The organism is Allobosea sp. 10L417 (assembly GCF_056395485.1).
In genome coordinates, this window is record NZ_JBFTJP010000003.1 from 53,772 (window position 1) to 78,623 (window position 24,852).

Consider the following 24,852-nt stretch of genomic DNA (forward strand, 5'->3'; position numbering starts at 1 on the left):
GCCGCTAGGAGGCCGAGTCGGCGTTGGCCGGACATTGAACGACGGCCGAGCGGCCGGCAGCAGCAAAGAGGACTGGCGGACCTCTCAAAGCCGTTTCGCCTCTGCGGACACCGGCGACATTGACTCTTTGCTTAAAATCGCGCAGCGCGTCGATTCGTTGTTGACGAATCACTTTACAAGTTTATCTTGACAAGCAATCCGATCTCGGTCGGAGGGAGATCGTGTCACGCGATCGACGGGGGGCTTGGCCCCCCGTGCTATTTCGGGAGCCACTTTTTCCCCCAACCGATCTTGATTTTGGTCTGGGGATGTCGGGCATACTTCCACCCTTCTAGGATGTGAACGACTTTGCTTCCAAAGTCGTCGGGCTGCGCTTGTCCCAGTTTCTCAAATCGCATTGCGCGAAAGCTTGGGTGAGCAAGTAAATCGACGATCTGCATGGCTGGGCAGTTGTCGGGCTTGGCGGCAAATTTTATCTCGTGGCTAGTCAGTGTCCTTTGAATGACTTCCGGCTTTATATGGAAAGTCCCTTGCTCATATATTTCCTGAAATACCTTCTTGACCTTCTTGTCCAGATTCTTGTTTCTGCCCTCAATTACAACATCGCCTCTGTATTGATGTCTGTTCATCCATAATACGAAGCGCTCGACAAGGGACTCAAGGCAGTAGTGATACGGTTCTCTGGTCCATTCGCCATACATTTCGAGGTGAAGCTTTTTATCCATCGCCACCGTAGATGCGAGGTAGGGTAAATCTCGAAATAGATGGAGCATCCCGTCATCAAACTGCCGGCCAATATCAGCGTCTCTGAGTCGCGCAAAAGCGCCTTCTCGACGCATGATTTCTCTTCGGTGCAAGATAAGGTTCGAGCCTTCCGAACCGAATACCGCCGACTTCAGTTCAGCCAATTCTGGCACGAACCGCCGATCATACATGTCGATACGGGTTATAAGGCCTGTAAGCGAGAGGTAGCGTTCGTTGGGGTTTTCGGAAGCGACCTTCAGATCGCCTGTTCCAACCTCATCGATGTATAGCCGACAGCGGGTCATTCTGCTCACGGGATTAGAATCTGAAGCGAAGAAGCTATCGGCCCAGCGATTAAGGATGAGTCGAGCACCGCGTCGTCGCGCCCAATCACCAACCCGAGCAATTTGATTCCGTCAATAGTGTCGCATAGGCGGGCGCTGGAGGCCGTTCTCCGGCCCTGCGCTACCCCAACGAGGGTGGCGGTAAAATATCGCTTGTAGGGGCTCGTGAGCCCTTATGTGAGGCCGTGGGTTTTCGCTACAAGATCAGTATACCAATCAGGCAACTTCTTGGACGAAGAAACATGCCGGACCTCGCCGCTGGCCATGAAGCGATATCCAATAACCATTGCGCTGGTGTCGATAGCAACCTCGATAAAGTCGGTATTGAACTCGATCCCAGCAATAGCGCTACGGAGAGCCTGCGCTAGTTCCGCGCGGATGTTATAAAGTTCCACGCCATCCGCTTTTTCCATTCTGCCACGCATCTCAACAAGGTAATTGCGTGAGGCAGATTTTTCTTGGACCAACAGCCTCTGCACCGTTTCACCGTTGGTGAGCAGTTTGGCCTTTAGTTGCGCCCTCTCTTCGCGATTCCGCCTTATCCTCCCTAGGATGTCCGGGTCGTCTCCTCCCTCCAGCGCGTCCAGCAGTCGCTGCTTTCGTTCTTCGAGCACAAACAGCGACTGCTCGAACTCCGCCGTCTGCGAGCGAGCGTGTCGCAATTCGATCGAAGCGCCCTGCTGAATCGACGGAAAATCCAAATCACGAACATGATCCAGAAATAGCGCCTCGAAGCGCTCGTAGGGATAGTGCGTTCGCTCGTTGCAGGCCCCCCCGCGCAATGCCGATGCGCAGGTGAGGTAGATGCCCCCTTTTGGAGGCGCTCCCTTGTCGCGAAGCTCCATAGATCCGTTACACGCCCCGCATCGGCAGAGGCCGGTGAAAAGGTTCTTGAACTTTTGACCTCTTCGGCCTGCGGAACGATGTCGCCGCGCCACTCTGCCGGACCTTGCATCCTGCCAAAGCTGCGGTGTGACCGTCTCTGGAAAGTAGGCTTCTACAATTTCACCCGTTGCGACGCGCTTGCCGCCGCGAGGTCGGGAATGCGGACGAAACCTACCCAAGACCGCATCATTCTGAAGAAGTTTTGTGATGTAAGATCGCTGCCATTCGCCTTCTTTGCCGAACGAGGTTTTGCCCTCGGCGTTCAACTGCCGGACAATCGCGCCTGATCCGAGACCACGAGCGCTATCCGCAAAGATGCGCCGGACGATGTCGCCGCGTCCCTCGATTTCCTCGTATTCGATGCCGTTCGGGGCAATGCGCAGCCAAGCCGGACACCGTTTAGTCAGCGGCTTTTTGGACGCTATGGCATCGGCCTTTTTCTTCCGCCATGCACCCCCCACGCGATCCGACTTAAGCTGGGATTCTTCGTTTGCTCTGGCAAAGGTAAGCACCGCCATCATCAGAACCGTCGTGTCATTCAGCGAGGCAGAATCGTATCGTCGTTCGTCCGTCATTGTGATCACCACAATGCCGGCCTTCACAATATCGGACAGGATGCCCAAGGCGTTTAGAACGCTTTGCCTAGACAGCCGGTCTAGGTTTTCGATGAGGAGATACGATCCTTTATCAATAGCTCCTGATCTAACAGCGGCGAGGAACTCGGAAAGTCGCCCGGTCTCTACATTCTCTCCTGTGAAGGCGGAAACGCCGAGGTCGCGGAAGCTGCGATCGTCCAGCACAAGCCCATGCTTTGCCGCATACTCCTCCGTCCGCTTCAGTTGCCGGCGCAGGCTGTCGCCTTTGCGCTGCTCAACAGTCGAGAATCGGATGTAGCTGTAGGCGCGGATTGTCATCGCGCGATGATACGGTTGTGGAATAGGTTAGACAATCAGGAGATTGTGCCCGCCGGCGGCGGCGATCTCGAGCGCGCGGCGCGCGCTCTCCTGCCCCTTGATATCGACCAGATCGGGCAGAACTCCGCCTTGACGGGCCACTGCCGGCTCGGGCCGCGCCATCACCTGCGTCCCCTTGAAATGGTTGGCGAGCTGGATAAGCGAGCGCGGCGCCAGAATATCGATATCGGCGGCGGCCCAGGCAGCTTCCGGACCGGAAGCAGCGGGACAGATGAGACCCTGCCCTCTTGCGTAGGCAGCAATCGCTGCCGGCAGGACACCGGCCACCGGCGTGATCGAGCCGTCAAGGGCGAGTTCCCCGAGCACGGCATATCCGGCGAGTGCATCGGCGGGAATCGCGCCGATCGCCGCCATGACCGCGAGCGCGATCGGCAGGTCGTAATGGCTGCCTTCCTTGGGCAAATCGGCCGGTGCCAGATTGACGGTGATACGCTTGGCCGGCAGGGCAAGCCCCGAGGCGATGAGGGCGGCGCGCACCCGCTCGCGGCTCTCGGCGACGGCCTTGTCCGGCAGCCCGACCAGAATGAAGGCGACGCCGCCGGCCGCGACCTGCACCTGAACATCGACGGCGCGCGCTTCGATCCCCTCGAACGCCACCGTCGCGACCCGCGTCACCATCTCGGCCTCGCCCCGTTCCCCTTGGGGACGCTAGCGGAGCTTCAGCGGCAGCGCAAGAACATATCGAGAACCTTCGAATAAGCAGGGAGGCGGGCGCCTCCCTGTCCCGTCAAAGTTCAGGCGTCGACGCCCAGGCCCATCTGGCAGGCGACACCGGTCCCACCGAGGCCGCAATAACCTGCCGGGTTCTTGGCGAGATACTGCTGATGGTAGTCCTCGGCGAAGTAGAAGGTCGGCGCCTCGCGGATCTCGGTCGTGATCGGACCGTAGCCGCCGGCGGCCAAAGCCTTCTGGTACTCGGCGCGGGACTTCTCGGCAGCGGCCTTCTGCTCGGCGTCATAGGTGTAGATCGCCGAGCGATACTGCGTGCCGATATCGCCGCCCTGGCGCATGCCCTGGGTCGGGTCATGGTTCTCCCAGAAGATCCTGAGCAGATCCTCATAGGCGATCTTGGCGGGATCGTAGACCACCAGCACGACCTCGGTGTGCCCGGTCAGGCCGCTGCACGCCTCCTCATAGGTCGGATTCGGCGTCGTGCCGCCGGCATAACCCACGGCGGTGACCCAGATTCCCTCGCCGCTCTGCCAGAACTTGCGCTCGGCGCCCCAAAAGCAGCCGAGCCCGAACAGCGCCTTGCGCGTGCCTTCCGGATAAGGGCCGGCCAGCGCGCGTCCGTTGACGAAATGGGTTTCAGCGGTGGGAATCGCAGCGGGACGGCCCGGCAGGGTCTCGGCCGCCGTCGGCATCTCGGTCTTCTTGCGCAAAGAGAACATTTCTCGCTCCGTTCGTTCGAGCTTCGGCGCCTATGTAAGCCTCCTGCGGCCCTTCGCACAGGGGGGCTTCGCGAGCCCGCGCTTCACCGACGCGTGACGATGCCGATCAGCGGCTCCGGCTGCCGCCCCAGCCAAAGCAGCGCGAATCCGAGCAGAAGCGCCGCGAGCGAAGTCGGCAGCCGCATCACCGACAGCAGCATGGGATCCCAGAGCAGTGGATGGAGATTGCGTTCGATGGCCGGCTGAATCTGCGCGTAGCGCTCGTGGATCAAGGCCGTCAGGGTTTCGCTCACCGCGGTGAAGCGCAGTGCCGAATTGGCGATGGAACGAGCGCCGTCGATCACAAGCGCGACGAAGCCGGCCGCGACCCACAGATATCCCAACACTCGTAGAAGGAATCTCACTCTGCTCCCCGTCACCGTTTGCCGTTCGCGTATCCGGCACCTGCCCCCAGCTTCAAGATGTGCTCATCAGCGGCGCTCGGCGCAACCGCGCGCACAGGTTTTAGTGGGATTGTGCAAAACCCTTCATCTCGGGCCTTGAAAGATGACGGCACGGCGGTCATAAGCAGCGCGCCGGACAGGTGGCCGAGTGGTTGAAGGCGCACGCCTGGAAAGTGTGTATACGGGAAACCGTATCGCGGGTTCGAATCCCGCCCTGTCCGCCAGAAATTCCCAGAGATCGATTCCCGAGCGCACAAGCGCCGCGAGAGCCCGACTGGCTCCGTGAGCGGATTCAGATGGAATCCGGAAATTTGTCAGCTGGCCGATGGGCAGACTGAGCCCAGCAGCGCGGCCGATAGCGGTCGGCACAGCCTGCTTTCGGATCGGTCCGTGGCACCATCAGCCGAGAGAAAGCATGCCCCGGATCTCGGCGTCGCGTTGCCTCATGTGCTGCAGCAGCGGATCGATATGGGGCACCCGGTCGCCCGCCGCGGCGAAAGGAGACGCCTCGCGAACCAGCGCGTGCAGCCGGCGTGTGACGGCACCGAGCGGCGCGGCCTTCCGGACTTCGACAGCTTGCGCGGCGACAAGTAGCTCGATCGCTGCGATCGAGCGGCACAGGCCGGCCACCTCGGCCGTCCTGCGTGCGGCAAGGCCCGCCATGCCGGCCCGGTCGAGATTGCCGTTGGAATGGCTCGAACTGGCGAGCTCATGCACCACGGGCGCGGTCGCCAGGCGCGCCTCGGACGTAATCGCCTTGTGGAACTGGGCCAACCCGTTGAAGCCGGGCAGACCCACGCCATCCTCCTCGATGAGCCCGACGGTGAGCCCCGACCAGAAGGAATCGACCAGCTTGGCGACGCGCTCGGCCGAACCGGTCACGACCGGCGCAAAGCCCAGCCTGGCGACGTCGAGCGCCATCGACAGCGAGACCGTATCGAAATTGGCGACGGAAATGAGCGCCTGCTCCTCGATCGAGACGATCGGGTTGTTCTGGCTCGCGCGCAGCTCGGCCTCGACCTGGCCGTAGGCGAATTCCAGACTGTCCGCCGCCGTGCCGTGGAGCAGCGGCAGCGAGCGGAAGCTGAGCGGGTCCTGCAGATGGCGCGGCCCGCCCTTGGCGAAGAGATAGCTGCCGGTGAGGTAGTGGCGGATGCGGGTGCCGTGCCGGTTGAGCCCGGCGAAGGGGCGCGACCGCAAGGCCGCTTCCGAGACGGTCGACGGGTTTGCCGCGAAACCTTCCATGCTCAGGGCGGCGATCAGGCTCCAAAGGTCGAGACTATCGCGCAGGTCGGCCATGGCCAATGCCGCAGTGCCCAAAGCGAGCGCGCTGGAATTCAGCAACGCCAGTGCTTCGCCGGCCTGCAATTCGATGTCGCCATAAAGTGCCAGCGCCAGATCGGTGATCGGCGCCATGTCGCTCTGGCCCATCGAGCCCCAGATATGGACCTCGATCGCGCGGTCTTCGTTCAGGGCGGCAGCAAGCCGCTCGGCGAGCAGGGGCCGCACACCGAGCCGTCCGCTCGCCATGGAATTGAGCAGCACCGCCATCATCGCCCGGACAGCTTCGCGCGGTGCGAGAGGCCCATGCGCGACGTTGTGGGTTAGCAGGAGCCGGCGGTTGAACTCGCCAATGCGATTGGGCGCGAGCGGCACGCCGGTCTTGGCGCCGACGCTGGTGGTGACGCCGTAGACCTTTTCACCGCGCGCCACGGCGTTGTCGACCACCGCACGGGCGGCTTCCATGCGCTGGATCGCCTCTACGGCGATAGAGACCGGCGCCCGCTCCCGCGCGATACGGACGAGTTGCTCGATCGTGAGATCGAAACCGGTGACGTCCACTTGGCTCATGGCAGATCCGTTCCCAACAAAGCCCGCGCAGCGCAATCACGCCTGACCGATTCCGTCATTAATGGGAAGCGCAGGAGTACGGCCGGGAAAGACCTTCGTTTCATGCCTTGAAATACCGCGCGCGCTTCCGCCCGGATCGCAGGGATCGGCTAGTTTCGCGCCGTCGAAACGGGCGCAGCGCATGGCCATCACCTACGATCTGGTCAAGGAAGTCACCGCCAATCTCTATGATTGGTCGCTGCGCCGAATTCCGGAATCCTCCAAGGCCGAATTCCGCAAGGCGCTGGCGACGGAGACCGAGCCGCAGGCGCGGCAGACGCTGGCCTTCATGCTCGACAGTGCCGAGCACGCCGAACAGACCGGCAAGTTCCTGTGCTCGGATGCCGGGGTTCCCAGCTACACCATCAAGATCGGCTCGGGCGTACGGATGGAGGGCGATATCCGTCAGGCGATCGTCGATGGCTTCGCCGATCTCGCCCGCGCGATCCAGCCGCCGATCCTGCGCTTCGTCACCAATCCGCTGACGAATGAGCGCAGCTATCACGGCAAGGACATGCCGCTGGTTTCCTGCGAGCTCATCGGTGATGTCGAATACCTCGACATCACCTGCGCGCCGAAGGCGCTCGGCGGCGGCCGCTGGGCCGCGATCGAGACACTGGTCAGTCCGAGCCTCGAGGAGATCGAACGCTGCATTCTCGAGCTCGTGCTGCGTGCGGGCGGCCAGCATTGCCCGCCCGTGGTCGTCGGCGTCGGCATCGGCGGCACCTTCGACCATGCGGCGAAACTCTCGAAGGACGCGACCTTGCGCCCGTTCGGCGAGTGCAATCCCGAGCCGATGGTCGCGGCGATGGAGGAACGCCTGACCCGCGCGGTCAACCGGATGGGCTTCGGCCCAATGGGCGTCGGCGGCGCGACCACGACCTTCGGCGTCCATGTCGAATACGCCTCGGGGCATGGCTTCACGCCCGTCGCGGTCTCGTTCAATTGCTGGATCAACCGGCGCACGCGGGCTCGCATCTACAATTCGGGCATCGTGGAGCGGATCGAATGATGGCCCCCTCGCCCCGGCGCCTCTCCCTGCCCTTGACGCCCGAAGCCGCGCGGGCGCTGAAACTCGGCGATGTCGTGCTGCTCGACGGCGACGCCGTCGCGACTGTCGGCATGCCCACGCAGAAGCGCATGGTCTCCGAGCTCGCCGCCGGCCGCGAATTGCCGCTGCCGCTGCGTGGCGGCTCGTTCTTCCATATGGGCGTCAGCTATGAGGAGGGCGAGGCCGGTCCCGGCCCGCTCCACTACGTCAACCCGACGACGTCGAGCCGCTTCGACCAGCTGATGCCGACCCTGATCCGGACGCTGGGCCTCACCGCAACCGGCGGCAAGGGCGGGCTCGGGCAGGAAAGCGTCGCGGCGATGCGCGAGGCCGGCTGCGTCTATTTCTCCTTCGTCGGCGGCGCTTCCGCCCTGCTGAGCCAGGGCGTCCGGGCGGTGACGGACTGCGCGTGGACCGATCTCATCATGCAGTTCCGGCTGAACCGCGTGCGGCTCGACGGCTTCGGCCCGGTCATCGTCGCCATCGATGCCCATGGCAACTCGATCTATGAGCGCCTGATGACATCGGCCCGCGCACGGATGCCCGAGATCATGCAGTCGCTTCGCTCCTCTCCAGACGAGACAGAGACACCACGATGAAAGCGATCGAAATCACCCGGCCGGGCGGCCCCGAGGTTCTGGCGTTCGGCGAACGTCCGTTGCCGCAGCTCGGCGCCGCCGATGTGCTGATCCGGGTCCGCGCGGCCGGGGTCAACCGCCCCGACATCCAGCAGCGGCGCGGCCTCTATCCGCCGCCGCCCGGCGCGACCGACCTGCCCGGCCTCGACGTTTCCGGCGTGGTCGAGGCTGTTGGTGCCGATGTTGCCTGGCCCAAGGTCGGCGACAGCGTCTGCGCGCTCGCCAATGGCGGCGGCTATGCCGAGTTCTGCGCGGTTCCTGCTTCGCAATGCCTGCCTTTGCCGGAAGGGTTCTCCTTCGCGCAGGCGGCTGCTCTGCCGGAAGTGTTCTTCACCGCCTGGAACAACGTGATCTGGCTCGGCCGGTTGGCTGAGGGCGAGACCCTGCTGGTCCAGGGCGGCACCAGCGGCGTCGGCATGGCGGCGATCCAGATCGCCAAGCGGCTACGCGGGGCGCGCGTGATCGCAACCGCGGGAACGGCCGAAAGGCGCGCGGTCAGCCTGGAGATCGGCGCCGATTACGCCATCGACTATCGCGGCGACTGGGTCGCCGAGATCGAGGCCGCGATCGGCAAGGAGAAGGTCGATGTGGCGCTCGACGCACAGGCCGGGCCCTATACGGAAAAGCAGCTCGGGCTGCTCGCGCCCGACGGACGGGTCGTACTGATCGCCAGCCATCTCGGCCAGATGGCGGAGGTGAATGTGCGCAACATCGTCCGTCGCAGGCTGACCCTGACGGGCTCGACGCTCAGGCCCCGAGACGCCGCCTATAAGGGCCGGATCGCCGCCAGGCTTGTGGAACAGGTCTGGCCGCTGCTCGCCAGCGGCGCGATCCGCAGCCATATCTGCGCGACCTTCGACTGGAGCGATGTCCGTGACGCGCACGCGCTGATGGATGCCGGCGAACAGATCGGCAAGGTCGTCCTGACCATGCCGGGCTGAGTGCCGCAGGCGCGATCTGAAAAACAGCGAGCAAGCGCGGGGCAATCTGCTCTAGAGTCGGCGTTCGTCTCCGTCATGCCGGACTCCTCAGAGTGTTCTCGTTCGCGCCCGTTCAATCCGTTCTCAAGGCCCTCAAGCTGCTGACCGAAGTCAATCGCTTGAGCGCGGCCACCGTCGGCGAATTGCATCGCCGCACCGGCCTGCCGAAGCCGACCATCGTGCGCCTGCTCGAGACGCTGATCGAAGCCGGCTATGTGACGCGCGACGAGCGGATGCGCGGCTATCTTGTCACGTCGCAGGTGGCGCATCTGAGCTCTGGCTTCCACGGCGCGCCAATGGTGATCGAGGCCGCCCGCCCCTGGGCGACGGCGCTGACACGCCAGATCAAATGGCCCTGCGCGGTCTGCCTGCTCGACTACGACGCCGTCATCGTCCGCTTCAGTACGATTCCCGACAGCCCGATCTCGCCCTTCCATGCGACGCTGGGTTATCGCCTGAGCCTCGGCGGCCGGGCGCTCGGGCGCGCCTATCTCGCCTTCTGCCCGGATGAGGAGCGCGCCGTGCTGCTAGCGGCGATGCGGGCTTCCTCCGACCCCGAGAATAGCAGCCTGACGGACGAGGATATCGAACAGCTGATCGCGCAGGCCCGCTGGCGCGGCTATACCGAGCGGGATGCGGCCGCCGAGCCACGCAACTCGGCCACGGTCGCGGTGCCGATCAGGCTCGGCGAGCGGGTGCTCGCAACCTTCGGCGTCACCTTCTTTCGCTCGGCCCTGGCGAACCCCGACGACAAGGCGCGGATCATCCATCCCCTGAAGAAGGCTGCGGCCAGCATCGAGGCACAGCTCGAAGCGCTGTCGCAGTCGATGGGCGTCGCATTTCAAGGTGAGAAATAGCCTGCCTTTTCCGCGGGCCGCCGGCCGGCGGCCCCTAGTCTCCGGCCAACACGTCCGAAGAGGCGTTGTCCGGAGGAGATCTCGATGGAGCGACAGCTCTCACGCCGCAGTTTCATGGCCTCGATCGCCGGAGCCGGGCTCCTGGCCGGCCAGCGGCAGGCGCTCGCCGACACCTGGCCAAGCCGCCCCACCAACATCGTCGTTCCCTTCCCGGCCGGCGCCTCGACCGATGTGGTCGCCCGGCTGCTGGCGGAGCGGTTGCGTGGCGAACTGGGGCAGGGCTTCGTCGTCGAGAACAAGACGGGCGCCGGCGGCAACATCGCGGCGACCAGCGTCGTCAGGGCAGCGCCGGACGGCTATACGCTGATGTTTTCTTCCTCGGGGCCGCTCGCGACCAACAAGCTGCTCTACAAGAAGCTGTCCTTCGATCCGCTCGCCGATTTCGCGCCGATCGCGCTGCTGGGCGACGTCCAGGGCATCGTCGCGGTCCACCCCTCGCTGCCGGTTTCGTCCTTCGCGGAGCTCGTCGCCTATGGGAAAGCCAATCCGGGCAAGCTGACCTTCGGCAGCCCCGGCTTCGGCCTGATGGGGCACATCACGGGCGAGCTGATCCAGCGCAAGGCCGGCTTCGAGATGACGCATGTGCCCTATCGCGGCTCGGCACCGCTCGCGACCGACCTGCTGGCGGGAACCGTCAACGTCGCCATTGATTTCCTGCCGAGCTACATCCCGCATGTGAAGAGCGGCGCAATCCGCGCGCTCGCGGTCACCAGCGATCAACGCGCACCGCAACTGCCTGAGGTACCGACCGTGGCGGAGGCGGGGCTTGCGGATGTCAACGCGACGGGCTGGTTCGGGCTCGTCGGCCCCAAGGGGCTGCCCGAGCCGGTGGCGACGCGCCTCGCCGCGATCACCCGCGCCTATGTCGACAGTGCCGAGGGGCGCGAAAAACTCGCAGTGATCGGCGTGCGGGCCCGCACCGGCGATGCCGCCGCTCTGCGGGTCGCACAGACGCAGGAAATCGCGCGGTGGGCGGATGTGATCAAGGCCGCGGGGATTTCACTCGACTAGGTTTTCCAGCTAACGATGGCGCAGGGATGCGCGCGGAGAACCCCTCTCCCGGATGGGAGACGGGCAGGGGCGAGGGACCGCCGCTGTTCATTGGAGCGCGGCGGTCCCGTTGTGTCTCCTGCGGGTAGGACAGGCCCTCATCCCTGCCCTTCTCCCATCCGGGAGAAGGGTTCCCCGCGCCCTTCATTTTTCCAACGCTCCTACCCGGAAGAAGAGTCCGCGAGACTAGAGATGGATCGGGTTGGGTCCTAAGCAGCGTCCAACCCCAGCAGCTCCGCCGCATGGCCACCGGTCATTCGCTTGATCTCGGCTTCCGTGAACTGCAGGTCGAGCAGATGGCCGACGATCTCGCGATAGCCGTCAACCGGGCGCGGCGAGCCGACGAGGCCGAGATCGGAGCACAGCACGGTCTTCTCGACGCCGGCGACCTCGATGACGCGGCGCAGCTCCGACGGCTCGAACTTCTTCGACTTGCCCTCGACGAACATGCAGATCGAATGCTCCATCACCGCGCCGAGATCGACGAGATGGCGGATTTCCGCATCGCTGCAATGGTTGACCATGTAGGTCGGGTGATTGACGAGCAGCTTCTTCACGCCACGCGCCCTCGCTTCCTCGAACACCGCGAAAAGCTCCGGCGTCGAGAGATGGCCGCCGGCGAGGATGATGTCGCCGGCCGCGATCAGGTCGAGGATCTGCTTGACCTCGTCGATGAGCTTGCCATCCGCGCCGAAGGCCGTCAGCGGGATTGGATCGAGCATCTTCTGCGCTGTCTTCGGGAAGGTCTTCACCGCGCCCGAGGCGAGCACGTCGATGTGGTTCTTCGCCGAGAGCGTCGGCAGCCAGACGATCTTGCCGCCGAGCTTGATGGCATGGTCGACCGCATGCGGGTTGAATCCGCCCGAGGCATTGTTCAGCGCGATGCCGGAGAACAGCCTGACGCCGGTATCGGGCACGAGCTTCTCGAGCAGGATCGCATGGGCCGTGCCGAGGTAGAAATGGTCCTTGTAGACGACGGCGCGAAACCCGGCTTCGGCGGCGTCCAGCATGGCCTCGTGATGGTCGAGGATACGCGGCATGGCGGCCGGGCCGCTATGGCAGTGAAGGTCGACGGCACCGACCAGGAGGTCGGCGATCTGGCGGCTGCGCGCATCGGCATTCATGGCAGTGGCAGTCATGTCCATGGCCCTCACGCGGTTTCGCCGGGCATCGGATAATCCGCGGCGTTGATGACCCAGCCGGGCTTCTGCGAGAAATCCAGGCGGGGTGGGGAGAAGATGTCGATCATCTGGTTCAGCCCGGGCAGCACCGAGCGGGAGGTGTGGATCGACGGCGGCGGGATCACGGTGAGCGAAGGCGCCGCCATCAGCTCGTGCTCGTCCTCGCGCCAGATCCGCATGTCCGGCGTCCAGGGCCAGCGGATGTCGTGGATATAACCGCCGTCGATGACGAGCGAGCCCTGCTCGAAATCGTCATGGTGATGCGGCGAGAGCGCGGTGATGTCGCGCAAGCCCATGCGCGGATCGAGGATGTTCACCATCAGCGTGGTGCAGCGGAAGATGCGCCCGAAGCGCCCTTCGCCGCCACCGGCATCGAGACTGTAGCTGCGGATCTTCCAGCCGCCTGTTGGCTCCGGCCATGGCTTGAGCAGCGCGACATTGGCGTGGGGCTGCGCGTAGGAAGCCGCATTGGAGCAGGCCGCGGCAAGATCGGGCGCGGCGCTGGAGAAGATGCGAATGAGGCGGCCCGTGCCCGTCGTCGTGATGCGCGATGCGCCCGGCGGGATGAAGGCGATCGAGCCGCCCGGCACGTCGACGGTCGCGCCCCCGGCGGAAACCGTCGCACCGAGCGTCTTCTCGGGCAGGATCAGGCAATACTCGTCGGGCTGCGATGCTCGCTCCAGCACGGCTCCGGCCTCGACATCGGAATAGGCGACGATGAAGTTCTGCCCGCGYGCCAGCCAGGTCTTGAAACCGTCGCCGGCCTGCTGCGGCTCCTGCGCATAGAAGCGGGCGTAGTCGGCGCCGGCATAGGCTTTGACCGCAGGTGCCTTGGCCGCCGGCTGCGCCGACAATTGCGAGCGTGGATCGCTGGAAGGATAGTTCGACACGGGTTCGGTACTCCTATCGCGCTGCGGAGGCTTCGACCCGGCTTCGGGCTGCCTGCATTTGTGAGAGCGCGTCGGTTGCGGCCTTGCGCAAAAAGCCCTGGTCCGAAGAAAGGATGAAGGCGCTGGCGCCGCGCTCGGCGAAGGCGGCGGATTCTTCGCCATTATCCGTCATCACGCAGACCGGCTTGCCGGCCGCTTTCGCCGCCCGGAAGATCGCGTCCACAGCATCGCGAACCACCGGAGCGTCGCGATTGGGCGCGCCGAAGGCGACCGTGAGATCACCGCGACCGATGAAGACCGCATCCAATCCCTCAACGGCGAGGATCGCGTCGATCCGTTCGATGGCCGACGGGTCCTCGATCATGGCGATGGTGGCTACGGCCGCGTCGGAGGCATCGACGAGGTCCCACATCTTCGAGCCGCCATAGCGGCCGGCGCGGGTGACGCCGGAGAAGCCGCGCCGGCCGCCGCGATAACGGCAGGCGGCGACGAGCGCCTCGGCATCGGCCACATCAGCGATATGGGGCGCGAGGACCCCGACTGCGCCGCAGTCGAGCACCGACAGGATCGCGTCCGCCGCGAGCGTGGGAACGCGGACGACTCCGGAGATGCCGGCCGCGCGCGCCGCCAGCAGCGCGATATCGGTCGCGTTGCGGTCGAAGGGGGCGTGTTCCTGGTCGACGACGACGAAGTCGAAGCCGCTATGGCCGAGAATCTCGGTGGCGTGAGCGGTGGGTGTCTTGATGAAGCTGCCGGCCAGGAAGGCGCCACTGAGAAGGCGCTGGCGGAAGCTGTTGGGTGCGGGAGCTTGCATGCTGCAACGTGCCGGTTTCGGTGGCGGCGATGATGGCACCAGCTCTGCCGAGCGCGGCCGGAAGTTGCCGCGTTTCACGCTTCGAAATGCATTGATGCGTGCCTGCCCTTTGGTCAGAAAGGCGGCAAGATCGAGCCAGGTTCAATGAAGCGGCGGATCGCACCGTCTGAAAGGCCATCCCAAATGAAGAAGCGCCTCCTGCTGATCGCCGGCCTGCTGGCCGCCTCCGCCCTGCCTGCCGCTGCCGGTTCGCTCGAAAATGTCAGGAATCGCGGCGAACTGGTCTGCGGCGTCAGCCCGGGCGTGGCCGGCTTCTCCGTCCCCGACGAGAAGGGGCGCTGGGGCGGCTTCGATGTCGACATCTGCCGCGCGGTCGCGGCCGCCGTCCTCGGCGATGCCGGGAAGGTGCGCTACACCCCGCTCAGCCCGAAGGACCGTTTCGTCGCCCTGCAGACGGGCGAAATCGACGTCCTGTCCCGGCAGGCGACATGGACCCTCGGCCGCGATACCCAGATGGGCCTGCGCTATGTCGGCATCGCCTATTATGACGGACAGGGTTTCATGGTCCGCAAGTCGCAGAACATCGCCTCGGCCAAGGACCTTAACGGCGCCTCGGTCTGCGTGCCGACGGGCACCACGACGGAGCTCAACATCGCCGATTATTTCCGGGCGAACGGCATGAAATACGAGGGCGTCGCCTTCGAATCCGGCGACCAAGTCGCCAAGGCCTTCGAATCCGGCCGTTGCGACGTGTTCAGCAACGATGTCTCGGCGCTCTCCGCCTACCGGCTCAAGCTGGTCAACCCGGCCGAATACGTCATCCTACCGGAGCTGATTTCGAAGGAGCCGCTCGGCCCGGTCGTGCGTCAGGGCGACGAGACCTGGACCAGCATCGTGCGCTGGTCGCTCTACGCCATGATCAATGCCGAGGAACTCGGCATCACCGCCGCCAATGCGGAGGAGCAGAAGCGCACCGGTTCTCCCGAGGCCCAGCGCCTGCTCGGCGGCAACGGCAATTTCGGCGAGTCGATGGGGCTGAAGCCAGACTGGGCCCTCCAGATCGTCAAGCAGGTCGGCAATTACGGCGAAGTCTACGAGCGCAATGTCGGCGCCGGCTCGAAGCTCGGCATCGGGCGCGGCCTCAATAAGCTCTGGACCGCCGGCGGCCTGCAATACGCTCCGCCGGCGCGCTGAGCGACATCGTCCCGATCCGGCTCCGCCGGGATTTGAAAACTGGCTTGCACGCCCGGTCGTCGCGCCGGGCGTGCTGCATCGAGGCGAAGCGATGTCGGTTTCGGATGTCTATCCTGCGGAAATCCTGACGGGCTTCGCCGTCGCGCTGCTCGAAGCGGCCGGGGCGCCGCCCGACAATGCGACCCTGGTGGCCGAGGCTCTCGTCGATGCGGATATCGAGGGGTTGGCCTCGCATGGCTTGCTGCATCTGCCAATGTATCTGGACCGGATCGCAGGAGGCTCCGTCGATCCCTGCGCGAGGGGCGAGATCGTCGCGGATCTGGGCTCGCGCCTGACGATCGATGCCGGGAACGGGCTGGGGCAGGTCACGGCCGAGCGGGCCTGCGAGATCGCAACGGAGCGGGCCACCGCGCATGGCCTTGCGGTGGTGGCGGTGCGCAACGCCTTTCATTTCGGCGCGGCCGGACGCTTCGCGCGGAAGATCGCGCTGAGCGGACAGATCGGCATCGTCATGGCCAATACACGGCCCATGCTGCCGGCCCCCGGCGCTGTCGAAGCCGTCGTCGGCAACAATCCGCTGGCGATCGCCGTCCCGACGGGCGGAGAACCCATTACGCTGGATTTCGCGATGAGCGCGGGCGCCATGGGCAAGATCAGGCTGGCTGCCGGCAAGGGCGAGCCGATTCCGGAGGGCTGGGCGCAGACGGCGGAAGGCCAGCCAACACGGGACGCTCGAGACGCGCTGCTGGGCACGCTCCTGCCAGCCGCGGGGGCCAAGGGCTTCGGCCTTGCCGTGATGGTCGATCTTTTGGCCGGCGGGCTCTCGGCCGGCGGCATCGGCGAGGCGGTGCAACCACTCTATGGCGACCTGGCCCGCGCCTATGGCAGCGCCAACCTGTTCATGGCGATCCAGGTCGAAGGGTTGCGGCCCCTTGCGGAATTCGAGGCTGCCGCCTCCGGTTTTGCCGATCGCATCCGCAGCTCGCGGACGGCTCCGGGCGCCGGCCCCGCGCGTCTGCCGGGAGATCGCGCAGTCCAGGCCAGAAGCCGTTTCGACGGCGCCTCTCGCCTGGGAGGAGAAACGCTCGATGCATTGCGCAGCCGCGCTCGCCGCCTGGGAGTCGCGATCCCCATCGCTCTCAGCGAGAGCCGGTCAAATCAGGATCGGGATTGAGCGCGAACATGCATCGCCCTGCCGCAAAGGCGGCTGCACGACCATTCAAAGCAGAAGCACGAATGGCTGGCGCGCCATTCCGATTCAAGCCTCGGCTTTCGGGCCTCTGACCGCCATGAGCATCGCATAGCCGAGCAGGCTGAACGCGACTATGCCGAGCAGGTTGAGAGCGACGTCGATCATGTTGGCAGCCTGGCGCAACGTAAGGTAAATCAATCCTTACCTGCATGCGCCCGGATGCGCCAGCCCCGGTAGCTTTATCCTTAGGTCACGCTCTCCGTCGCCAGCTTGAATGCATAGGCCAGCGCAATGAAGCCGATCAGGCCCAGCATGCTGAAAATATCCATGTCTTTTCCTCGGTGAACAGCCCGCAGCATGCCGCCCCGTTCCTAAGACAGGGGTCGCGATTTCGTTCAAATTGTTCCCAATAGCGTTCGCGTCGATGCGTGCGCCTCTCGCCGCCAGGCTCCAATGACAGGCGGATCGACGGAGCCGAAAATCGCGCGGCCCGGTCGCCGCGAGTTTGTTCAAACTGTCACGTTCCGGCCTTAGGCGAGGGCCACCGGCACGAGCATTTAGGCGGAGAACCACAATGCGCGCATATCAATGGCTGGCGGCGATCCTCGCCGCGGGCGTCACGGGAGGGTCAGCCGCCGCGCAGACCGTCTATCCGATCGACCGTGCCGAGATCCTCGAAGGCTCGCGGTTCGATTTCAAGGTCGAATTCCCGAACGCGCCGACCTCTGCCGATGTGAACGTCACCATCAACGGCAAGCCGGCCGCCGAGGTGTTCGGCCGTCCGACCAGCTTCATCCAGAGCGAGGAAGGCCAGAAGCACTCCGCCCTGTGGCTGCGCGGCGCTTCGCTGCCGGCCGGCCGCTATGTGGTCGAAGCCACGCAGGGCGGCAACAAGGCGACCGTGAACTGGGACGTCTTCGCCACGGCCCAGCCGCGCCGCGCCAAGAACGTCATCCTCTTCATCGGCGACGGCATGTCGGTCGCCAATCGCACCGCCGCGCGCATCCTCTCCAAGGGCTGGAAGGAAGGCAAATATGACGGCGAGCTCGCCATGGACGACATGTCCAACATGGCGCTGATCTCGACCTCGGGCACCGACTCGATCGTGACCGACAGCGCCAATGCCGCGCATGCCTACACCACCGGCCATAAATCCTGCGTCAACGCGCTCGGCGTCTACTGCGCCAAGAACGCGCTGACCCTCGACCATCCGAAGGTCGAGACCATTGCCGAGCTCGCCAAGCGCCGCACCGGCATGTCCGTCGGCGTCGTGACCAACTCCGAGATCGAGGACGCGACCCCCGCCTCGATGGTCGCCCATACCCGCCGCCGCTCGGACTTCAACGACATCGTCAAGATGTTCTTCGACGTGAAGCCCGACGTGATCATGGGCGGCGGCTCGCCGAACTTCCTGTCCAAGGCGACGCCGGGCTCGAAGCGCACCGACGAGCAGGACTTCATCGCGAAGTTCAAGGAAGCCGGCTACACCCTCGCCACGACCAAGACCGAGATGAACGCGGCCGTCGCCGCCGGCCAGAAGAAGCTGCTCGGCCTCTACAACACCGGCAATATCGACGGTGCCTTCGACCTGCGCCTCGCCAAGAAGGGCACGATCTCGAAGTTCCCGGACCAGCCTGATGTCGTGGAGCAGACCAAGGCCGCCATCGACATGCTGAAGGGCAATCCCGAAGGCTTCCTGCTGATGGTCGAATCCGCCCGCATCGACAAGTACAGCCACTCGCTCGACTGGGAGCGTTCGGTTTTCGACACGATCATGCTCGACAACGCGGTGAAGGTCGCCAAGGACTTCGCCGGCGAGCGCAACGACACGCTGATCATCGTCGTCCCCGACCACGCCCATCCGATCTCGATCATCGGCACCTATGACGACGAGCGCCCCGGCCAGCAGCTGCGCGACAAGCTCGGCGTCTACAACGAGTCGCTGCCGCCGAACTACGGCCCGCTCGATGCCGAGGGCTATCCGACCGACATCAACACCTCGCGTCGCCTGGCCGTCGTCTATGGCTCGTATCCGGACACCTGCGATACCGGCCGCCCCGCCATGGATGGCGAGCGCGTTCCGGCCGTGAAGGGCCCGGACGGCAAGGCGAATATCGCCAACGAGAAGGACTGCTCGGGCCCGCTCGCGACGCGCAAGGTCGGCAACCTCCCGCTCGACGCCAATAGCGGCGTCCACTCGGCCGACGACGTCATCCTGACGGCGATGGGCCCCGGCGCGGAGCGCTTCCGCGGCCACAAGCCCAACACCTTCGTGTTCCGCGTCATGACCGAAGCGCTGGCTCTCGGCGGCAAGTGAGCCGATGATTGGGGCTGCGGAGGCATCCATGCGCCGGCGAAACCCCACCGTGACCATCACCCGCCGCGGGGCCGTGTTCGGCCTCGCGGCGGCGAGCCTTGGCGAGCCGGCCCGCGCCGCCGCCGAGACCGAGTCGATCTCCTTCGACGGCCTCTACAAGTCTTTCGGGGTTCTGGGCTTCCAGTTCTCCGACAGGGTCACTGCCCTGCGCGGCAAGACCGTGCGGATGGTCGGCTACATGGCGCCGCCGCTAAAGCCGGAAAGCCATTTCTTCGTGCTGACGCGCGAACCGCTCGCCATCTGCCCGTTCTGCCAATCCGATGCCGACTGGCCGGTCGATATCGTCGTCGTGTTCATGAAGAACGAGACGGCGATGGTCAGCGCCGGCCGCAAGGTCGTGGTAAGCGGGCGGCTGGAGATCGGCTCTGCGACCGATGCCGAGACCGGCTTCGTCAGCCAGATCAGGATCGCCGATGCCGGCTTCTCCCTCGCCTGAGGCGAGCGCGCAACGGCTCGTTCTCGCGGATATCGCACTGGATCACCGCGACGGCGATGGGCAGTCCTTCCGCGTTCTCGATATTCCCGCACTGGTGATCGAGCCCGGCGCCGCGCTCGGCATCAGCGGCCCGTCCGGCTGCGGCAAGTCCACGCTGCTTCATCTGATCGCCGGCCTGCTGCGCCCTGGCACCGGCTCGGTGCGCTGGGGCGAGACCGAGGTATCCGCCCTGCCCGAAGCCCGGCGCGACCGCTGGCGCAGGCAGACCCTCGGCTTCGTCTTCCAGGATTTCCATCTGGTGCCGGAGCTCGATGTCGCCGGCAACATCGCCTTGCCTGCGAGCTTCTCCTCCTGGCGCCTGAGCACGTCCGGCCGCGAACGCGCCCTCGCGTTGGCATCCCGCGTCGGGCTGAAGGACCCTCACCGACGGGCCGCGGTTCTCTCGCGCGGCGAGCAGCAGCGCGTCGCGATCGCCCGCGCGCTCTTCAACGCACCGCGCCTGATCCTGGCCGACGAACCGACCGCCAGCCTCGACGCCGATCACGCCGATGGCGTCGCGGACCTGCTCGCCGAGACTGCGCAGGAGAGCGGCGCCACCCTTATCTGCGCATCGCATGACCCGCGCCTGCTCGCTCGGCTGGCGCAGAGGCTCGATCTCAGGGCGGGACACGCGGCATGAACCCCTGGCCGATGGTGCTGGCCGATCTGCGCGCCCTGCGCTGGACCGCGCCGGCGATCATGCTGCTCGTCGCTCTCGCAGTCGCCACCGGGATCGCGATCGGCGCCCAGGAACGGGCGCTGCGCCAGGGTTCAGCCCGGGCTGCCGATGATTTCGACCTGATCATCGGCGCTCCCGGCAGCCAAACGCAGTTGCTGATGTCGAGTGTCTATCTGCAGCTCGACGCGCTGCCGCTGCTCGACGGGCGGGTCCTCAAGGCGCTGGCGCTGGACGAGCGCGTCGGGAGTTTCGCGCCGGTCGCCTTCGGCGATGTCAGCCGCGGCTATCCGGTCATCGGCACGACGGCCGCCTTTGCCTCACGATGGGGCCGGATCGCGCCGAGCGAAGGCCGGCTTTTCACGACGGAAGGCGAAGCCGTGCTCGGCGCCGATGTCCTATACCGGCTGGGCGACACGATCGAACCCTCCCACGGCGTCGCTGGCCATGTGTCCAGACCCGGCCAGGCCGACGAGGAGGAACTCAGCCACAGGCACGAGGGCCATGGCTATACCGCCGTGGGCCGGCTGCCGCGGCTGGGTTCGCCCTGGGACCGCGCCATCCTGGTGCCGATCGAGAGCGTCTGGGAGGTCCATGGCCTCGGCAACGGCCATGCCGAGGAGGCACGCGGCGACGCTCCGTTCTGGCACGCCGGGTCGGGCACAGGCGATCGACGCCCGGCCGAGGAAGCCCGGATCGGGCCGCCCTTCGACGGCAAGCGCGTGCCGGGCGTTCCGGCGATCGTGGTGAAGCCCAGGAGCGTCGCCGGCGCCTATGCGCTGCGCGCGCAATACCGGCAGGGCGGAACCATGGCCTTCTTCCCGGCAGAGGTTCTCGTCTCGCTCTACGGAGCGCTCGGCGACATGCGGGACATCCTCGTCGTCGCCTCCGCCTCCAACGCGGTGCTGATCCTTGCCAGCGTCGTGCTTCTCCTCATTGCCGTGAACGGGCTGCGCCGGCGTCGCTATGCGACGCTTCGGGCGCTCGGCGCGCCGCGCTCCTATGTGCTGCTGGTCACGTGGATCGGCACGATCGTCCTGATCGCCGCGGGCTGCCTCATCGGGCTGCTGCTGGGCGTGATCGCGACCCATGCGATCTCGGGCCTCGTCGCGGCTCGCACGGGGCTTTCGCTCTCGCCTGCGATCGGCCTGGGCGAGCTCGCGCAGGCGGGCCTGCTCTGCGTCGTGGGAAGCCTGCTCGCGCTGTTGCCGGCGGCGATCTCCTATCGAAGCCCGATCATCCAGGACTTGAGGGACTGAGGCCTCCGCCGGACAAGCCGGGGCGAGCCTGACGCAGGGCGCCCCTTCGCCGGCAAGCGCTTCTCACGGAATGGGCGAGCCCCTACGGTCAGTGCGCCAAGCGGCCAACGCCCGGCCACGACATCGACGCGAACCTGCTCCGGAAGGCTTTCATGGCGCGCCATCACTTCGTCCCGACCCGCTATTCGAACGTGATCGGCACTCTGCCCCCGGTTCTGGAGATCGCCAGCGGCGACAGCGTGGTCACCACCACGCTCGATGCCGCCGGCTTCGGCCATGACGGCGTGCAGCACGCGCCGCGCGGCAACCCGATGACCGGCCCGTTCTTCGTCACCGGCGCCGAGCCGGGCGACGCGCTGCTTGTCACCATCGAGCGGATGACTCCGAATCGGAAGACCGGCTGGACCTATTCGCCGCTGGCGCCTGCCGTGCTCGACCCGTCGATCCTGGGAGAACTGCCGAAGCGCGAGCGCTATGAGTGGGCTGTCGATGCCGAGGCCGGCACGGTGAAGCTGCTGGAGCCCTCCGCCCGCATCAAAGACTGGAGCTTCCCGCTCGCGCCGATGCTCGGCTGCTTCGGCGTCGCGCCGGAGCGCGGCCAGGCGATCTCGACCGCGACGAGCGGCGCCTATGGCGGCAATATGGACTACCGGCTGTTCGGGCCGGGCGCGACCATCGCCTTCCCGGTCTTCGAGGCGGGCGCACTGTTCTTCCTCGGCGACGGCCATGCCTGCCAGGGCGATGGCGAGATCGCCGGCACCGGCGTCGAGACCTCGTTCGAGGTCGAGTTCTCGGTGAAGCTCGTGAAGAAGCTCGGGCTGCGCTGGCCGCGCTGCGAGACCGAGACCGACCTACTGGTGATCGCTGCCGGGCGCCCGCTCGACCAGCCCTTGCAATTCGCTACCACGGAACTGCTGCGCTGGGTCGTCGAGGACCTCGGCGTCGATCCGGTCGAGGCGAGCCATCTGCTGGGCCAGGCGGTGCGCTACGACATCGCCAACGTCTTCAACCCCGCCTATTGCGTCGCCGCCCGGCTGGAGAAGACCGAGCTTACGCGGCCGATGTCGCTCCTCGCCCGGGCCTGACACGATTTCGCATTCATCGAAACGCCACCACCAAGAAGACGACCCATCATGCCCACGAATACCGCCGCCCTGAAGGCAGAGCTGCTTCAGGCGATTGACGATCGCCGCGACGAGATCGTCGAATTGTTGCGCCGCTTCCTGCGCATCAAGAGCGTCAACCCGCCGGGCGATACGCGCGAGGCTGCCGCTTTCGTGCGCGAGCTGCTCGACCAAGCCGGTGTGCCGCATCGCACCGAGGCCTTCGTGACGGAGATGCCGAACATCATCGGCCGTTGGGAGGGCGGCAATCCCGGCCGCCATCTCATCCTCAACGGCCATATGGACATCTTCCCGGTCACCAACGAGAAGCTGTGGGAGGCCGAGATCGTCGACGGCAAGATCATGGGCCGCGGCGCTTCCGACATGAAGACCGGGACGCTCGCCTCGATCCTCGCCTATTGCCAGCTCTATCCCCATCGCGAGAAGCTGAGCGGCGCGCTGTCCCTGACCGTGGTCTCGGACGAGCAGTCGGGCGGGCGCTACGGCACCAAATATCTGTTCGACGAATTCGCCGACGAGATGGCCGCCGATTGCTGCCTCAATGGCGAGCCCAGCGGCCTCGCCAATCTGCGCTTCACCGAGAAAGGCACGCTGCGCTTCTCGCTCTCGGCCAAGAGCATCGGCGGCCATGGCGGCTATGCCCACCGGGCGCGCAACCCGATCGCGGATGTCAGCCGGCTCGTGACCGTGATCTACGACCGCTACCACCTCAAGCTGGCGACGCTGCCGCTGGAGATCGATGCGGTTCTGACCTCGCCCGAGACGATTGCCGCCGCCGACCTCAATCTCGGCAAGGGTGCAGGCGATGTCGCCCGGCGCATCACCGTCAATGTCGGCATCCTGCAGGGTGGGCAGAAGGCGACGCAGATCCCGACGCATTGCATCGCTCATCTCGACATGCGCATCCCGATCGGCTCCGACCGCGACGCGATCCGGGCCGACCTCGAAGCGCTCGCCCGCGACGCCGATTGCGAAATGGTCGTCAACGAGGACCACAGCTACCCGGCGAGCCTGACCGATCCCTTCAGCGAGATGGCCAACATCCTGCGTGGCAACATCCGCGAGTTGCTCGGCCATGACGCCCCGCCGGTGTCGAGCTTGGGGGGCACCGACACGCGCTACTGGCGCTGGCGCGGCGTCCCGGCGCTGATCTGCGGCCCCTCCCCGATCAGCATGGGCACCGACGAGGAGTACGTCACCATCGACGAGGCGATCGCGGTGATGAAGCTGCACGTCGCCTGCGCGGTCGACTATCTCGGCGCGCCCGGCCCGGTGGCCAAGTAGGGCTCAGCCCTCGGGGACCGGCGCCTCGGCGGCGAGCAAACCCTCGGACTTGAGATCACGCCAGAGCGCGGCCGGCACCGGCCGCGCGACGAGGTCCAGGTTGCGCGTGACCTCCTGCGGGGTGACGGCGCCGAGCACGATCGTCGCGACCGCTGGATGCGCGGCGCAGAAGGCGAGCGCCGCCTGCGGCAGGGCGACACCGTGGGCGGCGCAGACCGCCTCGATCCTGGCGACGCGGGCCAGCACCTCCGGCGGCGCCGGCTTATAGTTGTAGAACGCACCGGGCTTGGCGCCGGTGGCGAGGATGCCGGAGTTGAAGACACCGGCCAGCATCACCGCGATCTTCTTCTCCAGCGCGAGCGGCAGGAATTCCGTCAGCGCTCCCTGCTCCAGCAGCGAATAGCGACCGGCCAGCATCATCACGTCGAAATCGCCTGAACGTGCGAAGCGCGCGCACATCTCGGCCTCGTTGACGCCGACGCCGATCGCCTTGACCGCGCCGGATGCGCGCAGCTTCTCCAGCGCGCGATAGGCGCCGTCCATGGCTTCAATGAAGCGCTGCTCCATCCTGTCGCCATGGGTCCAGACATCGACGTCGTGGATCAGCAGGATGTCGATATGGTCGGTGCCGAGCCTGAGCAGGGACTGCTCGAAGGAACGCATGGCGCCATCATATGAATAGTCGATCACCGCCGGGTGCGGCAGGCCGCCGGCATAGCCCGAGCCGTCGCGCTTCGGCTGGCCGGCCTGCATCCAGCGGCCGACCTTGGTCGAGACGATGACACTCTCGCGCGGCACGCTGCGGAGCGCCGCGCCGATGCGATGCTCGGAGAGGCCATGGCCATAGAGCGGCGAGGTGTCGACGAGGTTGATGCCGGCGGCCAAGGCGGCGCGAACCGTGTCCTGCGCCGTCACCTCGTCGAGATGGCCGTAGAGATCGCCGAGCGGCGCGCCACCGAAGCCGATCAGGCTGGGCTGGAGCCCGGCGATCGGCCGCCCGCGCGGAACGGAATCCGGGATTGGCCCGGATGGGGGGAGTTCAACGCCGGTCGTCATCGCGGATCCGCAAGGCAGGAGGG

At 65.8% G+C, this 24,852-nt stretch carries 22 protein-coding genes, 1 tRNA gene and 1 pseudogene; 14 read left to right on the top strand and 10 right to left on the bottom strand.

All coding sequences use genetic code 11. The annotated features are described in order from the left end of the window. Positions 1–257 precede the first annotated feature (257 nt). The 5 genes and pseudogenes from AC1DE3_RS10810 to AC1DE3_RS10830 all read right to left on the bottom strand — a co-directional run bounded on the left by AC1DE3_RS10810 (position 258) and on the right by AC1DE3_RS10830 (position 4,742). Positions 258–1,049, bottom strand: a complete 792-nt coding sequence (locus AC1DE3_RS10810) for a DUF3800 domain-containing protein (RefSeq protein WP_476852406.1) — start codon at positions 1,047–1,049, stop codon at positions 258–260. 212 nt (positions 1,050–1,261) lie between these two features. Continuing rightward, a complete protein-coding gene (locus tag AC1DE3_RS10815; protein ID WP_476852386.1) occupies positions 1,262–2,887 on the bottom strand; it encodes a recombinase family protein in 1,626 nt (541 codons plus the stop codon). Between the two features lie 33 nt (positions 2,888–2,920). Continuing rightward, positions 2,921–3,565, bottom strand: a pseudogene (locus tag AC1DE3_RS10820) (magnesium chelatase domain-containing protein); the annotation flags it as partial. 116 nt (positions 3,566–3,681) lie between these two features. Beyond that, positions 3,682–4,338, bottom strand: coding sequence for a peptide-methionine (S)-S-oxide reductase MsrA (msrA, locus tag AC1DE3_RS10825; RefSeq protein WP_476779795.1), 657 nt, complete (start codon positions 4,336–4,338; stop codon positions 3,682–3,684). An 83-nt stretch (positions 4,339–4,421) separates the two neighbouring features. Continuing rightward, positions 4,422–4,742, bottom strand: coding sequence for a hypothetical protein (locus tag AC1DE3_RS10830; protein ID WP_476779794.1), 321 nt, complete (start codon positions 4,740–4,742; stop codon positions 4,422–4,424). 173 nt (positions 4,743–4,915) lie between these two features. On the opposite strand from AC1DE3_RS10830, the gene AC1DE3_RS10835 reads away from it, so the two are divergent. Beyond that, positions 4,916–5,005 (top strand) — tRNA-Ser (locus AC1DE3_RS10835). Positions 5,006–5,180: 175 nt separating this feature from the next. Here the strand turns inward: AC1DE3_RS10835 and AC1DE3_RS10840 are convergent. Further along, on the bottom strand, positions 5,181–6,632 hold the full coding sequence (locus tag AC1DE3_RS10840; RefSeq protein WP_441509292.1) for an aromatic amino acid lyase: 1,452 nt from the start codon (positions 6,630–6,632) through the stop codon (positions 5,181–5,183). Between the two features lie 181 nt (positions 6,633–6,813). Here AC1DE3_RS10840 and AC1DE3_RS10845 point away from each other — a divergent pair, with 181 nt between their 5' ends. From AC1DE3_RS10845 to AC1DE3_RS10865, 5 genes are all read left to right on the top strand, one after another. Further along, positions 6,814–7,683: a fumarate hydratase gene (locus AC1DE3_RS10845; RefSeq protein WP_441509293.1), complete on the top strand. Its 870-nt coding sequence runs from the start codon at positions 6,814–6,816 to the stop codon at positions 7,681–7,683. Beyond that, complete coding sequence (locus AC1DE3_RS10850) at positions 7,683–8,321, top strand: fumarate hydratase C-terminal domain-containing protein (RefSeq protein ID WP_476779793.1); 639 nt, start codon at positions 7,683–7,685, stop codon at positions 8,319–8,321. Before AC1DE3_RS10845 ends, AC1DE3_RS10850 begins: the two co-directional genes overlap by 1 nt. Further along, positions 8,318–9,301: an NAD(P)H-quinone oxidoreductase gene (locus AC1DE3_RS10855; RefSeq protein ID WP_476852387.1), complete on the top strand. Its 984-nt coding sequence runs from the start codon at positions 8,318–8,320 to the stop codon at positions 9,299–9,301. Before AC1DE3_RS10850 ends, AC1DE3_RS10855 begins: the two co-directional genes overlap by 4 nt. 92 nt (positions 9,302–9,393) lie before the next feature. Continuing rightward, on the top strand, positions 9,394–10,197 hold the full coding sequence (locus AC1DE3_RS10860; RefSeq protein ID WP_476852388.1) for a DNA-binding transcriptional regulator: 804 nt from the start codon (positions 9,394–9,396) through the stop codon (positions 10,195–10,197). Between the two features lie 84 nt (positions 10,198–10,281). Then, positions 10,282–11,268: a Bug family tripartite tricarboxylate transporter substrate binding protein gene (locus AC1DE3_RS10865; RefSeq protein ID WP_441509297.1), complete on the top strand. Its 987-nt coding sequence runs from the start codon at positions 10,282–10,284 to the stop codon at positions 11,266–11,268. Positions 11,269–11,516: 248 nt separating this feature from the next. Here AC1DE3_RS10865 and AC1DE3_RS10870 read toward each other — a convergent pair whose 3' ends face one another. The 3 genes from AC1DE3_RS10870 to AC1DE3_RS10880 are packed head-to-tail and all read right to left on the bottom strand — an operon-like array spanning position 11,517 to position 14,192. Further along, a complete protein-coding gene (locus tag AC1DE3_RS10870) occupies positions 11,517–12,446 on the bottom strand; it encodes a DUF6282 family protein (RefSeq protein ID WP_441509298.1) in 930 nt (309 codons plus the stop codon). 11 nt (positions 12,447–12,457) lie between these two features. Then, positions 12,458–13,378 carry a cupin domain-containing protein gene (locus AC1DE3_RS10875; RefSeq protein WP_441509299.1) on the bottom strand — a complete coding sequence of 307 codons (921 nt, stop codon included), beginning with the start codon at positions 13,376–13,378 and terminating at the stop codon, positions 12,458–12,460. A 13-nt stretch (positions 13,379–13,391) separates the two neighbouring features. Continuing rightward, complete coding sequence (locus AC1DE3_RS10880; protein ID WP_441509300.1) at positions 13,392–14,192, bottom strand: HpcH/HpaI aldolase family protein; 801 nt, start codon at positions 14,190–14,192, stop codon at positions 13,392–13,394. 183 nt (positions 14,193–14,375) lie between these two features. Here AC1DE3_RS10880 and AC1DE3_RS10885 point away from each other — a divergent pair, with 183 nt between their 5' ends. The 8 genes from AC1DE3_RS10885 (at position 14,376) to AC1DE3_RS10920 (ending at position 23,773) form a co-directional block, all read left to right on the top strand. Next, positions 14,376–15,386 carry an amino acid ABC transporter substrate-binding protein gene (locus tag AC1DE3_RS10885; protein ID WP_441509301.1) on the top strand — a complete coding sequence of 337 codons (1,011 nt, stop codon included), beginning with the start codon at positions 14,376–14,378 and terminating at the stop codon, positions 15,384–15,386. Between the two features lie 91 nt (positions 15,387–15,477). After that, complete coding sequence (locus AC1DE3_RS10890; RefSeq protein ID WP_441509302.1) at positions 15,478–16,560, top strand: Ldh family oxidoreductase; 1,083 nt, start codon at positions 15,478–15,480, stop codon at positions 16,558–16,560. Between the two features lie 592 nt (positions 16,561–17,152). Next, complete coding sequence (locus AC1DE3_RS10895; RefSeq protein WP_441509303.1) at positions 17,153–18,895, top strand: alkaline phosphatase; 1,743 nt, start codon at positions 17,153–17,155, stop codon at positions 18,893–18,895. A gap of 28 nt (positions 18,896–18,923) precedes the next feature. Next, positions 18,924–19,391, top strand: a complete 468-nt coding sequence (locus tag AC1DE3_RS10900) for a hypothetical protein (protein WP_476779790.1) — start codon at positions 18,924–18,926, stop codon at positions 19,389–19,391. Continuing rightward, positions 19,369–20,070, top strand: coding sequence for an ABC transporter ATP-binding protein (locus AC1DE3_RS10905; protein ID WP_441509305.1), 702 nt, complete (start codon positions 19,369–19,371; stop codon positions 20,068–20,070). The genes AC1DE3_RS10900 and AC1DE3_RS10905 overlap by 23 nt, the downstream gene beginning before the upstream one ends. Continuing rightward, positions 20,067–21,365, top strand: a complete 1,299-nt coding sequence (locus tag AC1DE3_RS10910) for an FtsX-like permease family protein (protein WP_441509306.1) — start codon at positions 20,067–20,069, stop codon at positions 21,363–21,365. The genes AC1DE3_RS10905 and AC1DE3_RS10910 overlap by 4 nt, the downstream gene beginning before the upstream one ends. 152 nt (positions 21,366–21,517) lie before the next feature. Continuing rightward, on the top strand, positions 21,518–22,450 hold the full coding sequence (locus AC1DE3_RS10915) for an acetamidase/formamidase family protein (protein WP_441509307.1): 933 nt from the start codon (positions 21,518–21,520) through the stop codon (positions 22,448–22,450). A 48-nt stretch (positions 22,451–22,498) separates the two neighbouring features. Next, positions 22,499–23,773 carry a M20/M25/M40 family metallo-hydrolase gene (locus tag AC1DE3_RS10920; RefSeq protein ID WP_441509308.1) on the top strand — a complete coding sequence of 425 codons (1,275 nt, stop codon included), beginning with the start codon at positions 22,499–22,501 and terminating at the stop codon, positions 23,771–23,773. A 3-nt stretch (positions 23,774–23,776) separates the two neighbouring features. On the opposite strand, the gene AC1DE3_RS10925 is transcribed toward AC1DE3_RS10920, so the two are convergent. Then, complete coding sequence (locus AC1DE3_RS10925; RefSeq protein WP_441509309.1) at positions 23,777–24,829, bottom strand: aldo/keto reductase; 1,053 nt, start codon at positions 24,827–24,829, stop codon at positions 23,777–23,779. Positions 24,830–24,852: the final 23 nt, after the last annotated feature.